Consider the following 12365-nt stretch of genomic DNA (forward strand, 5'->3'; position numbering starts at 1 on the left):
CGTGACAAACGCCGGTGCCGCGGAAAAGAAGATCAGCGCTTGGGTTTGTGCGGGGGAAAGCCGTTTGATCAAAAGCCACCCACCGCGAAAAGGAAGTAGAGGCCGCATGCCGTGATGGCCCCGCCGACGCCGCGCGTGGCCGTCCCGCGATAGAACCGCTCGACGCCCAGGCCGAGGAGAATGCCGAAGACGTGGATCAAGCCGGTGGCGACGACGAAGCCGACGGCATAGGCAGCGGGATCGGCCGCCAACGGGAGTTCAACGCCATGGGCGTATCCATGGAAGATCGCGAAGACGGCAACGACGACGATCGAGACTGCTTCCGGCGGTCGCCAGCGCAACGCGATCGCGACACCGAGTGTGATGACGGACAGGGCAATGACGGCCTCGACATAGGGGAGCCGAAGCGCGTCCGACATGCCGATGATGCCACCGATGCACATGATCAGCGGGAACGTCACCGGCAGAGTCCAGACGGAGCGGCCACCAAGCTGGGCGCCCCAGATGCCGACAGCGGCCATCGCGAGAAAATGGTCTAAGCCGAGGATTGGATGCTGAAAGCCGCTGCCGAAGCCGCCAAAGGCACCGCCGAGGACATGGGCGTCGGCCGAACGCGTGCTGAGGATCGACGCTATGAGTGCGAGCGCCGGCGCGCTCGGGGCTCGCCAGCGCGAGCTCTTGCTGTTGCGAGTGTTCAAGTTGATTTCCTGAGGAATGGCGATTGAAAGCGAGATGCGCCTAGGCCAGGCGGGCCGCTGGAGCGAGGTTGGTGGGCGAGGCAAGCGTGGGCCGAGCAATAATTCGTTCCAGGCGCAATTCTGGCGCCGCAGAAACGGAAATCGGCTGAGCGCGGATCGCCCATCGGCCACCGGCAGGTCGACGGCCCGAGTTCCATGAGCGTCAGACGCCCGGTAATGGGAATGACGTGCGAGGGCTCTGGGGTCGAAGCGAGAAGAGGCTGTTCCACGATCTCGCCGGCGGCAATCACGAGAGCTGTATTTCCTACGACGCTGGCGCGGATCGTCCGGGGTCTGGCGGGAGCTGGTGCCTGATCGACGGCGCGGGCTTCCTTGCGAACAGACTTGATTGACGTTTTGGCGCGCCCGGGCAGGCCGAGACGATGGACCTTACCGATAACGGCATTGCGGGTGACGCCGCCAAGCTCGTGCGCGATCTGGCTGGCGCTCAATCCCTCGGACCAAAGTTGTGTCAGACGCTCAATGCGATCGTCGCTCCAGGTATTTTTCGTCTCGGACATGGACTGTTCTATTTCTTGTTCGTTCGGTTTTCCGACACCTCGTGGAGCCGTGGCGGGCCTGCGGTCTTGTGTTCACAGGGTGATCACGTGATCGGGCGGGTTACCGGCGAGCGCGGCGTAGAGCTGCGGAAAGCAACCGGCCTGGATGCCTGGCACCGTGCCCTTTGGTTTGATCTCGCCCTTTCCGCACTGCTCTAGGGTGCCGTCGGCCATGTTTCGACGAACAGCGCACTGATCGCACATCATCAAAAGGATGTTGTTGGACTTCGCAATTGCCGCGAGTCGTTCTCCGATCGGGTCACCTTCTCGCAGGACATGAAGATTGTCGTCGAAGAAGAACATGCCAACCACCGTTGCTCCGTGCGATCCATCCTCCATCTGCGGCAGAATCATCGTTGAGAGCTTGATGGTCGAAGCGTTGTTCGTGGCGAATACATAGGCGACTTTCATGATTGGAACTCCGTTTCGGTAGACGTGCGCGTTTGAAGCGGGTGCGGCCGGGAGAATTGCTTTGTCGCGGCGGAACTGGTTCCCTTCGCCTCGAGAAACAGCTGCTGCAGTGCGTCATCCAGCGCGAGTGTTTCCGTTTGCTGTGATCCCAGCCGACGCACTGACACGGTCGCCTCAGTTGCTTCCTTTCGACCGACGACGAGCAGCACCGGCACCTTGGCGAGGCTGTGCTCGCGGACCTTGTACGGGATCTTTTCGTTGCGGCTGTCGACTTCGGCCCGAAGCCCGCATGCCTGAAGCTTGTCGACCACATCGCGGGCGTAGCTGTCGGCGTCCGATGTGATTGTCGCCACCACGATCTGCAGGGGCGCGAGCCACAACGGCAGCTTGCCGGCATAATGCTCGATCAGAATGCCGGTGAAGCGTTCGAGCGAGCCGAACATCGCGCGATGCAGCATCACCGGCGCGATCTTCTCGCCGTCGCTGTCGATGTAGAAGGCGCCGAAGCGCTCCGGCAGATTGAAGTCGACCTGGAGCGTGCCGCATTGCCAGTCGCGGCCGATGGCGTCGCGCAGCACATATTCGAGCTTTGGGCCGTAGAAGGCGCCTTCGCCCTCATTGATCGAGAATGGGCGGCCGGTGGCGTGTAGCGCGTTCTTCAGCGCCGCTTCAGAACGGTCCCAGGATGCGTCCGAGCCAATCCGGTGCTCGGGCCGTGTGGACAGCTTGATCCGGATGTCGGTAAAGCCGAAATCCTCATAGATCGACAGGATCAGGTCGTTGACCATGACGCATTCGTCGGTGAGCTGATCCTCGGTGCAGAAGATGTGCGCGTCATCTTGGGTGAACGAGCGCACCCGCATCAGCCCATGCAGCGCGCCAGAGGGCTCGTAGCGGTGCACCTTGCCGAATTCGGCGATCTTGAGCGGCAGGTCGCGGTAGCTCTTCAGGCCCTGCTTGTAGAGCAGCATATGGCCCGGGCAGTTCATCGGTTTCAGCGCAAAGTCCCGCTGGTCCTCGGTCGTCGTCGTGAACATGTGTTCCCGGTAGTTCTGCCAGTGCCCTGAGGTTTCCCAGAGCTGCCGGTCCAGGATGTCGGGTGTATTGACCTCGTGATAACCGGCGGCGGCCTGGCGCTGGCGCATGTAGCCGATCAGGGCCTGGAAGAGCGTCCAGCCCTTCGGGTGCCAGAAGACCGAGCCGGGCGCTTCCTCCTGGAAGTGGAAAAGATCCATCTCGCGGCCGAGGCGGCGGTGATCGCGCTTTTCGGCCTCGGCCAGCATCGTCAGGTGAGTATCGAGCTCGGCCTGGCTCGCGAAGGCGGTGCCATAGATGCGGGTCAGCATCGGTTTGGTCGCATCGCCGCGCCAATAGGCGCCGGCGACTTTGGTGAGCGTGAAGGCTGAGCCGATCTTGCCGGTCGAAGGCATATGCGGGCCGCGGCAGAGGTCGAGCCAATCACCCTGCCGATAGATCTTGACGTCTTCACCTTCCGGAATCGTGTCGACCAGTTCGACCTTGAAGCTCTCGCCTTGGTCGAAGAAATGCCCTTTCGCCCGTTCCCGGCTCCAGACTTCCCTGGTGAACGGTGCGTCACGCGCGACGATCTCACGCATCCGCGCTTCGATGACGGGGAGGTCGGCTGGCGTGAATGGTTCCACGCGGGCGAAATCGTAGAAGAAGCCATTGTCGATCACGGGGCCGATCGTGACCTGCGTGTCGGGATAGAGTTCCTGGACGGCTTGGGCGAGCACGTGGGCGCAGTCATGACGAATGAGATCGAGCGCGCGCGGATCGTCTCGGGTGACGAACTCGATCGACGCGTCGGCATCGATCGGATCAACGACATCGCGCAGTGTGCCGTCGACCAGCATGGCGACCGCTTGTCTGCGCAAGGATGGCGCAATGCTGCCAGCGACGTGGCTGCCGGAAATGCCCGGTTCAAATTGCCGGCTTGCGCCGTCGGGCAGTGTAATGCGGATCATGATAAAACCTCAGAAAGGGAAGGTGCAGCTGGACGTGCGGCATGTTGTGTGGTCGGTGGAACCACGGTCATCATGTTGGCGCTCGCCGCCAGATTGTGCGGTCGGATCGATCCTCAATCGCGACACCGAGCTCGTCCAGGCGATCGCGGAGCCGGTCGGCGGCAATGAAGTCGCGGTTCAGTCGCGCTGTGTTGCGCTTGGCGATGAGCGTCTCGATCTCGTCAATCGATCCAGCGCCATCGGCTTGGAACCAAGCGCTTGGGTCTTGCTGGATCAGGCCGAGAAGGGCACCGGCCGAGAGCAGTGCCCCGCGCAAAGAGGCGCGGATAGTGGGCGAGGATTCGCATTGCGCCATGCGCGCGAGACGGAAGAGTTCAGCGAGCGCGGCCGGGGTGTTGAGGTCGTCGTCAAGCTTGTTGCGAAAGACGCCGAGATAGCGGTCGGGATCGGCCTCGTCGTGCGAAGCATCGCCGAGATCGCGCAGGATGGCGTAAAGGCGGTCGAGGCTGCGGCGGGCTTGCTGCAGGCCCTGAGCGCTCCAGTCGAGAGGCTGGCGATAATGGGCTGTCAGAAGCGCGTAGCGGATGGCCTCGCCGGATGCCTCGGCGAGGAGATCGCGCACGAGCAGCACATTGCCGAGCGACTTCGACATTTTCCGCCCTTCGACGGTGACGAAGCCGTTGTGAAGCCAATAGGTCGCGCGCGTCCCTTGAGCGATTTCGTTCTCATGGTGGGGAAAGATCAGGTCCTGGCCGCCGCCATGGATGTCGATCCGCGGACCGAGATGCCGCTCGATCATCGCGGAGCATTCGATATGCCAGCCGGGCCGGCCGCGGCCCCACGGGCTCTCCCATCCAGGCAGGTCTGGCGTGGAAGGCTTCCACAGCACAAAGTCGGCCGGGTGCTTCTTGAACGGCGCGACTTCGACGCGGGCGCCGGCGATCATCTCGTCGGGCGAGCGGCGCGACAAGGCGCCATAGGCTGCAAAAGACGGGACGTGATAGAGCACATGCCCGTTCGCCTGATAGGCGTGGCCCTCCGCGATCAAACGGCCGATGAGATCGATGATCTCTCCGATATGCTCGGTGACGCGCGGTTCGATCGTCGGCGAGAGTACGCCCAGCGCGGCCATGTCAGCATGATAGGCCCCGATATAGCGGTCGGTGATGGTACCGATCGGCTCGCCGGATGCGCGGGCCGCGTCGTTGATCTTGTCGTCGACGTCGGTGAAGTTTCGGGCATAAGTGACCATCGGAAAGCGGTCGCGGAGCAGCCTTACGAGGACGTCGAAGATCACGGCCGGCCGGGCGTTGCCGATATGGGCGTAGTTGTAGACCGTTGGCCCGCAGACATAGATGCGGACGTTCGCGGGGTCCTGCGGAACGAAGGGCTCTTTGTGGCCTCCGAAGCTGTTGGTGAGGATGAGAGACATAAGGATTCCTTGACTTGCTGAGCGGTCGCGAAGGCCTCAGAGCAGGCGGTCATCCACGCCGCAACAGCTCAGTTTGCCGAGGAAGATTTCAGAAGGCTCGATCGATGTTGACAGCGCGCCAGAGACGGGCCGGAAAGCGCCCGTGCCGGGGTGGGGGAGGCCGCGCAGCCAGCGCCGCACCGTCCCGAAATCGGCCGTCGTGATGCTTACGCCCGGCATGCGTTGAAGCCCTGTTCGATGATCTCCTTCGGGAGATTGCGACCGATCAGGACCAGCCGGGTGACGCGCTCTTCGTCGGCCTTCCAAGCACGCTGATGGTCGCCTTCGAGCAGCATATGCACGGCCTGGACGACGAAGCGGTCGTCATCGTCCTTGAAGGCGATGATGCCTTTCATGCGCAGGATTTCCATGCCGAAATTCTGGACGATGGAGCTGAGCCAGGGCAGGAATTTATTGGGATCGACCGGGTCTTTGCTGACGAGCGCGAAGCTCGACACGTGGTCGTCATGTTCGTGCTCGTGAAACTCATCGAGGAAGTCGGGCTCGACCTCGAGGATGCGATCGAGATCGAAGGCGCCGCGGCCGAGTACCTTTTCGAGAGCGATGTCGCAGCGTTGCGTCCGATGGATGGTCGCCGTGGGGTTGATGCGGCGGATGCGTGTCTCGACCTGCGTCAGTTCTTCCGGCGAGACCAGATCGGTCTTGTTGAGGAGGATCGTGTCGGCGAAGGCAAGCTGTTCTTGCGCTTCGTGGGCCTGTTCGATTTCGCCGAGGAGGTGCTTGGCATCGACGACGGTGACGATCGCATCGAGCTTGGTCTTGGAGCGGACGTCTTCGTCTACGAAGAAGGTCTGCGCAACGGGCGCGGGATCGGCCAGGCCGGTCGTCTCGATCAGGATCGCGTCGAAGCGATCGCGCCGACGCATCAGGCTTTCGATGATGCGGATCAGATCGCCGCGCACGGTGCAGCAGATGCAGCCGTTGTTCATTTCGAAGATCTCTTCGTCAACATCGACGATCAGATCGTTGTCGATGCCGACCTCACCGAACTCATTGACGATGACGGCGTATTTCTTGCCGTGGTTATCGGTCAGGATCCTGTTCAGAAGCGTTGTCTTTCCGGCGCCGAGATAACCGGTGAGGACCGTGACGGGAGTCGGGACAGAGGCGGGCTGCATGGTCGAAGGTCTCCTTAATTGACTGGCCGCTTTTGATCGGCCGCGTCCGTGGGGCTGTTTGGTTTCGTCTAGGGGTGATGATGGAAGGCAGCGGGGCCGCCGGTGACGAGGCAGGTCCCGCAGGTGCCCTGCAGCTCGACGACGCGGCGGGCGATGCGGAATCCAAGCGAGGCAGCATCGTGGTTGACGGCGCTCTCGATCGTCGGGTTCTCGACCTCGGCCGATGCACCGCAGGTCTCGCAGATGAAAAAAAACGCAGGCATGCGCATGATCAGGATGCGCGCATGGGACAAAAGCGTTTCGGCTCTCGATGCGCGAGACGAAGCGCTGCTCTTGCAGAAACTCCAGTGCCCGGTAGACCGTTGGCGGAAGCCGAGTACGCCCTCCAGGTCGGCCATGAGCTCGTAGGCGCCGAGCGGCTGTCCGGCGTGGATGAGGGTTTCCAGAACCTGACGGCGGATTGCGGTGAACTGCAGGCCGCGATCACGGCAAGTCCGTGCAACGTGTTCGAGCGCCTTAGCGATGATCCTCGGAGATGGGGGGCTGGGGCGGCGCAGTGGCGTGCGCTGGACGTTCATGGATGTCTCCCGTCAATTCATGTCGAAACAAGATGGGGTCTTGAGTGGTATGTTATAACGTTGCATGATGAACCGCAATATATCTGCTGGAGAAATCATGAGTAACGTTCTGCTGAGTGAGCCCCTGGTGGGCTTGGCGCCCGCAACTACGCCTAGAAGGCGCCCGACCCGCGAGACCGCGGAGGCTGCCGTTCGAACGCTGATCGAGTGGGCTGGCGATGATCCGGATCGAGAAGGCCTTTTAGGGACGCCGGACAGGGTCGTGCGCGCCTATGAGGAGTTTTTCGAGGGCTATCGGATCGATCCGGTCGACGTGCTCGGACGAACCTTCGAGGAGACGCAGCAGTATAGCGACATGGTCGTTCTGCGCGATGTTCGGCTCGAATCACATTGTGAGCACCACATCGTTCCGATCATCGGCAAGGCGCATGTTGCCTATCTTCCCTCGGATCGCGTCGTCGGCATCAGCAAGCTCGCCCGGCTGATCGAGGTCTACGGCAAGCGTCTGCAGATCCAGGAGACGCTGACGGCGCAGATCGCCGACACCCTCAATGAGGTGCTGAAGCCGAAGGGCGTCGCCGTGGTGATCGAGGCGGCGCACATGTGCATGACGACGCGCGGCATCCGGAAGCCCGGCGTCACCATGATGACGCGCCGGTTCATTGGCGCCTTCGAAACGGATGCGGAGTTGAAGCGGGACTTCCTCACCTCGATTTCTGGATCGCGGGAGGCATTCGGATGACTGAGCGAGCAGGCGATCGGCCCGCTCAATTCGCTCCGCGAGTGTCAGTCGAAGCGGTCGAAGAGGGGCCGCTTCTCGCGCCGAAATTCAACGCGGAAGGGTTCATTCCCGTTGTCACGACCGACGCCCGATCGGGCGAGGTCCTGATGATGGGGGTCATGACCGCAGAGGCGCTGCTACGGACCATCGAGACGGGTGAGGCGCATTACTGGAGCCGCAGCAGGCAATGCCTCTGGCACAAGGGTGCGACCAGCGGGCTCGCGCAGAAGGTCATTCAAATTCGCGTCGATGACGATCAGGATGCGATCTGGCTGAGAGTGGAGGTCGAGCATGGCGCGAGCTGCCATGTTGGCTATCGATCTTGCTTCTACCGGTCTGTTCCCATCGGCCATCTCGGGGATACCCAAGTCCGCCTAACGTTCGAGGAGATCGAGAAGGTCTTCGATCCGCGCATCGTTTATGGAGACGCACCAAACCCCACGCAGCTCTGACAGTCCGCCCGACGTGAACAGACCCATCCACGATTTCTCGCCACTCCTCCAGGCAACTTCCACAGACGCGGGCTGGATGGGCGAAGCTCTGGCGCTTGCGTCTCAGATGCAAGGGCTCGTGTGGCCCAATCCTGCTGTCGGCTGCGTGATCGTTCGGGAAGGCGATATTGTTGGTCGCGGACAGACGCAGTTCGGCGACCGCCCACATGCAAAGCGAATCGCGATTGACCAAGCTGGCGCCCGGGCGCGGGGCGCAACGCTTTACGTGACGCTCGAGCCATGCTGCCATTGGGGAAAGGCGCCGCCCTGCGTCGACGCCATCATGGCCGGGGTAGCCGCCGTGCATGCCTCAATGCAGGATCCTGACCCGCGCGTAAACGGCGGCGGCTTTCGACGTCTGCAAGAGTCTGGCATCCGCGTATCGGTTGGACTGGGCGCCGAGGAAGCGATGTCGATCATGGAGGGCTTCCTCAAACGGGTTGCCTGCGGGCATCCGCTGGTGACAATCTCCAGCCGCGCTCTGGATGCCTTTGGTTCGGTGTCGCAGCCCTTCGATGGCGTCCTGGCAACCTCAACGATCGGACGGATGACCTTTGTGGCGCGACCGGCAATGGAGAATTGCGATCTCACCCCGATTGAAGGGCATGTCACTGTCACCACGCTGATGCAGGACCTCGGTCGACGCGGACTCACAAACCTAGTCATCCTGCCGACCGACCCTCTCGCGCAGCAACGCCGGGCGGCGGGTATCGTCGACTACGACATCGACTGACAGCCTTTCGCACCGCGAGATCAGACCGCCGGCGGCATTTCCTCGAAGTCTCCCGCCAAGTTCACAACGTCGATTTCGGTTACGTCTGTGAGCGCCTTGTGGATCGCGAGCTTCAGAGCTCGATTTCCACCGGGCAGCACGAGAATGACTGTCTCTTGCGGCGGGCAACCAGGCTCGGCACAGGAGAGCTGATTGACGGAGACGACAACATCATCGCTGAGACCGAGCGCATTTCGGGTCCAGGTCTTGATCGTCGCGGCCTGCGCCGGAACACCGTGTCGCGGTCGGGCGAGTGGATTGACAAAGCCACTCATTGCTCGCCCTTCCTGTTCTTTCGGGAAGCACGCGGCAGAAGCGCGTTGAACAGGTCGCGGATTGGTTCGGTTGGCAGGTCCGTGCCGATGATGATGACCCGGCTGCGAACGTCGATGTCCGGCCAATAGTCGAGCCTGATTGGCGAGTAGAGCCTGTTTTGAACGGCGTGGACAACCAGTGGGCGGCCGGGATCGTCAGTCAAGGCGAACAACCCCTTCAGGCGCAGAATGCGCCCATGATGCTGGCTGGTCATGATGTTGAGAAAGCCCTCGACGGCACGCGGATCCAGGGGCTCGTCATGAAAGAGCGGCAGGGCCAGGATGCGATCACCATGCCGATTGATATCGTGATCGCCGGCATGGCCGTCGGCGCTGGCAAGTCGTTCCACGGCGAGCCACCCTGAGACGTCCTCCGGTTTGCCGCTCACGTGATAGGAGCCGTTGCCGATCAGGCTTGCGACATCGAAGGCCGGCTGGTGGCGGTCGTGGATTTGCGCGGCTGGGTTGAGATCGTTGAGGAGTGGCAGCGTTTCCTGGCTGGCGAGGGGCGGCAGGTCCGTCTTGGTCAGGACGATGTGATCGGCGAAGGCGAGCTGCTTCCAGCTCTCCAGATGCGTGTCGAGCGTCTCTCTGCCGCAGACGCTGTCGAATGCCGTAACGACGCCGGCAAGGCGAAAGCTCCGGGCGACGGTGTGGTCGCGTAGGGCGCTTGCCGGCGTCCCCCCGGGGATGAGGCTGTTGACGATCGGCGCCGGGTCAGCGAGCCCGGTCGTTTCGATGATCACGCGGGAGAAGGCTGGCGCGAGACCCTGTCGATGAGCCTCCAACAGCTCGAAGAGCGAAGCGCGGATGTCGCTTGTCGCGAGGCAGCAGATGCAGCCGGTGCTGGTGACCATATATTGCTCTCGGCCGCGCCGAACGAGGTGGTGATCGACGGAGACGGACCCGAACTCGTTGACGACCACCGCAGTGTCCGCAAGGCGCGGGTCCGCCAGCAGATCATTCAGGAGGGTTGTCTTGCCTGAGCCGAGGAAGCCCGTGAGAAGGGTTACGGGTTTCGCGTCGGGATTGGTCTGCTGGAGGGTTGGTCCGTCGAATGCGAGAGGTTTGGGTCCAAAGAAATGGGAGAGCAATGGCGCTAGCTCCCGAACTCGTCTGCATCATCGACGGCGAGGAAGAGACGGCTGATCCCGGTCCCCTCGATCGGCGGCGATCGGTGGAGCAGTGCGGGGAGCGTCCCGGTGGCGCCGTTGCCGCCGCGTATCAGCAGGATGGCGCCGGTCGGCGTCGACTTGATGGTGTCAGGAGAGATCGGCTTTCCCGTTTCTTGCGAGGCGAGCGCGCGGGCTCCGAGCCATTGCGTGCCCGGTCCACGGTAGGTGGTCGCGAGCCTGAGGCGCACATTGTCGGCGTGGAAACGCTTGCATGCATTCGTCGTGATGGTTTCAAGGCGGACGGGCACAGACGATGCCGATGTGAGATAGCGGAAGAGACGTGCAAGAAAGAACACGTCATTGAAGGGCCAGTCGCGGAGCCATGCCGGCTCGAGGCTTATCACGTCAAAGTGGCGTAGCAGCGTCGAGCGGAGCTCCACGGATGAAGCCGTGAAGCGGAAGTTGGGAAGCTGGTCAGCGGGCACTCTCTCGAGCGCCCGAGAGACATCAGTGTCGAGTGTCCGATGCAACATGCTGACCGGACTATCGAGAAGGATGTCGCGAGCCAGGCGTTTCGCCGTCGGGCAGCGGGGTGCGACCAGCCCTGAAGGCGGTGCGGCGCAATCAGGCTGCACGGGCTGGCTCCCACGCCGGGAAGGGATCGGGCAGATTGCGCCATGCTTTCGCATCAAAGCGGGTGTCGCTGAGGAGGCAGGCGTCGAGGGCTGCGCGGATCTTGGCCTCGTCCATGCCGGTTCCGATGAAGACGAGCTCCTGGCGCCGATCGCCCCAGACCTTGTCCCAGTTGCGGTCGATGACGTGCTTCCACTCCGGATGGTCGGGCCAGCGGTCCTTTGGCACGGCCGCCCACCAACGGCCGAGCGGGATTGAGCGCGCAATGGCGCCGGCGAGTGAGAATTCGCCGACCCAATCCGGGCGGGTGGCGAGCCAGAAATGGCCCTTGGCGCGGATCAGGCCCGGCCAGGTCTGGTTGACGAAGGCGCTGAAGGTGTGCGGATGGAAAGGGCGGCGCGCACGATAGACGAAGCTCTGGATGCCGTATTCCTCAGTCTCGGGCACGTGATCCTTGAAGCCGTAAAGCTCCTTGAACCAGAGCGGATGGCGTTTGGCCTTTTCCTCGTTGAACAGGCCGGTGTCGAGAATGTCGCCAAGCGGCGCCCGGCCGAAGTCGGTCTCGACGATGCGCGCGTCGGCATTGAGCGCCATCACGACCTTGCGGACCAAGGCACGCTGCTCGGGTGAAACCTCGGAGACCTTGTTGATGACCACCACGTCGGCGAACTCGATTTGCTCGACTAGGAGGTCGACGATGGTGCGCTCGTCGCCGTCGCTCGCCGTTTCGCCACGATCGCGTAGGAAGTCGTTCGAACCGTAATCTTTCAGCAGGCTCGCGGCGTCGACCACGGTGACCATCGTGTCGAGGCGCGCGATGTCGGAAAGGCTGTTGCCCTCCTCGTCCCGGAACGAGAAGGTGCTGGCGACGGGAAGCGGTTCGGCGATGCCGGTACCCTCGATTAGCAGATAGTCGAAACGGCCGCTCTCGCTGAGACGACGAACCTCTATCAGCAGGTCGTCGCGGAGCGTACAGCAGATGCAGCCATTCGTCATTTCGACCAGCTTGTCGTCCGTGCGCGAGAGATTGGCACCGCCCTCGCGCACCAGATCTGCGTCGATGTTCACCTCGCTCATGTCGTTGACGATGACGGCGACACGGCGCCCCTCGCGGTTGTTGAGAACGTGGTTGAGGAGGGTGGTCTTCCCGGCACCGAGGAAGCCGGACAGGACGGTGACGGGAAGGCGACGATCGGATGACTGAGTTTGCGGCATGGAGGGTCTCTTTGAATTGCAGTGATATGTTATAACGTTGCATATCTATAAGATTTGTGACAATTCCAAGTCAAGGGCCTTCGTTTTCCGAGGTCTCGCGAACTGGAGAGCGTTGGTCCAAGGGTTTATGGAATCAGGACGCACTGCGGACAGGGGGCGGGCA

General features: G+C 62.3%; 15 protein-coding genes. 3 read left to right on the forward strand and 12 right to left on the reverse strand.

Annotated features, from left to right (window positions below; genetic code table 11):
• Positions 1-68 precede the first annotated feature (68 nt).
• The 8 genes from BLU35_RS19715 to BLU35_RS19750 all read right to left on the reverse strand — a co-directional run bounded on the left by BLU35_RS19715 (position 69) and on the right by BLU35_RS19750 (position 6881).
• Positions 69-698, reverse strand: coding sequence for a HupE/UreJ family protein (locus BLU35_RS19715; RefSeq protein WP_093234152.1), 630 nt, complete (start codon positions 696-698; stop codon positions 69-71).
• Complete coding sequence (locus tag BLU35_RS19720; RefSeq protein ID WP_093234154.1) at positions 695-1258, reverse strand: GcrA family cell cycle regulator; 564 nt, start codon at positions 1256-1258, stop codon at positions 695-697. Before BLU35_RS19720 ends, BLU35_RS19715 begins: the two co-directional genes overlap by 4 nt.
• A gap of 72 nt (positions 1259-1330) precedes the next feature.
• On the reverse strand, positions 1331-1708 hold the full coding sequence (locus BLU35_RS19725) for a SaoD/DsrE family protein (protein WP_093234155.1): 378 nt from the start codon (positions 1706-1708) through the stop codon (positions 1331-1333).
• Positions 1705-3693, reverse strand: coding sequence for a threonine--tRNA ligase (gene thrS / locus BLU35_RS19730; protein WP_093234157.1), 1989 nt, complete (start codon positions 3691-3693; stop codon positions 1705-1707). Before thrS ends, BLU35_RS19725 begins: the two co-directional genes overlap by 4 nt.
• A 70-nt stretch (positions 3694-3763) precedes the next feature.
• A complete protein-coding gene (cysS, locus tag BLU35_RS19735) occupies positions 3764-5125 on the reverse strand; it encodes a cysteine--tRNA ligase (protein ID WP_093234159.1) in 1362 nt (453 codons plus the stop codon).
• A gap of 36 nt (positions 5126-5161) precedes the next feature.
• Complete coding sequence (locus BLU35_RS19740) at positions 5162-5344, reverse strand: hypothetical protein (RefSeq protein ID WP_093234160.1); 183 nt, start codon at positions 5342-5344, stop codon at positions 5162-5164.
• Positions 5332-6303: a CobW family GTP-binding protein gene (locus BLU35_RS19745; protein ID WP_093234162.1), complete on the reverse strand. Its 972-nt coding sequence runs from the start codon at positions 6301-6303 to the stop codon at positions 5332-5334. Before BLU35_RS19745 ends, BLU35_RS19740 begins: the two co-directional genes overlap by 13 nt.
• Before the next feature lie 68 nt (positions 6304-6371).
• A complete protein-coding gene (locus tag BLU35_RS19750) occupies positions 6372-6881 on the reverse strand; it encodes a hypothetical protein (protein WP_093234163.1) in 510 nt (169 codons plus the stop codon).
• A 97-nt stretch (positions 6882-6978) separates the two neighbouring features.
• On the opposite strand from BLU35_RS19750, the gene folE reads away from it, so the two are divergent.
• The 3 genes from folE to ribD are packed head-to-tail and all read left to right on the forward strand — an operon-like array spanning position 6979 to position 8886.
• The gene (folE, locus tag BLU35_RS19755) at positions 6979-7623 is read left to right on the forward strand and encodes a GTP cyclohydrolase I FolE (protein WP_093234165.1); all 645 of its coding nucleotides are present in this window, start codon (positions 6979-6981) and stop codon (positions 7621-7623) included.
• On the forward strand, positions 7620-8114 hold the full coding sequence (hisI, locus tag BLU35_RS19760; protein WP_093234166.1) for a phosphoribosyl-AMP cyclohydrolase: 495 nt from the start codon (positions 7620-7622) through the stop codon (positions 8112-8114). The genes folE and hisI overlap by 4 nt, the downstream gene beginning before the upstream one ends.
• Positions 8083-8886, forward strand: coding sequence for a bifunctional diaminohydroxyphosphoribosylaminopyrimidine deaminase/5-amino-6-(5-phosphoribosylamino)uracil reductase RibD (gene ribD, locus BLU35_RS19765; protein WP_353615041.1), 804 nt, complete (start codon positions 8083-8085; stop codon positions 8884-8886). The genes hisI and ribD overlap by 32 nt, the downstream gene beginning before the upstream one ends.
• 20 nt (positions 8887-8906) lie before the next feature.
• Here ribD and BLU35_RS19770 read toward each other — a convergent pair whose 3' ends face one another.
• Genes BLU35_RS19770 through zigA form a run of 4 tightly spaced genes read right to left on the reverse strand, consistent with a single transcriptional unit; the run spans position 8907 to position 12202 of the window.
• Positions 8907-9200 (reverse strand): hypothetical protein, encoded by a 294-nt coding sequence (locus BLU35_RS19770; protein ID WP_093234169.1) that lies wholly within the window; start codon positions 9198-9200, stop codon positions 8907-8909.
• Positions 9197-10333 (reverse strand): CobW family GTP-binding protein, encoded by a 1137-nt coding sequence (locus BLU35_RS19775; protein ID WP_093234171.1) that lies wholly within the window; start codon positions 10331-10333, stop codon positions 9197-9199. Before BLU35_RS19775 ends, BLU35_RS19770 begins: the two co-directional genes overlap by 4 nt.
• 5 nt (positions 10334-10338) lie before the next feature.
• Entirely contained in the window at positions 10339-10989 is a 651-nt protein-coding gene (locus tag BLU35_RS19780) for a DUF1826 domain-containing protein (RefSeq protein WP_176907325.1), read from the reverse strand.
• Positions 10979-12202, reverse strand: a complete 1224-nt coding sequence (zigA, locus tag BLU35_RS19785) for a zinc metallochaperone GTPase ZigA (RefSeq protein WP_093234175.1) — start codon at positions 12200-12202, stop codon at positions 10979-10981. Before zigA ends, BLU35_RS19780 begins: the two co-directional genes overlap by 11 nt.
• Positions 12203-12365: the final 163 nt, after the last annotated feature.

It is taken from the genome of Sinorhizobium sp. NFACC03 (assembly GCF_900103435.1).
In the GTDB taxonomy this organism is placed as follows: domain Bacteria; phylum Pseudomonadota; class Alphaproteobacteria; order Rhizobiales; family Rhizobiaceae; genus Ensifer.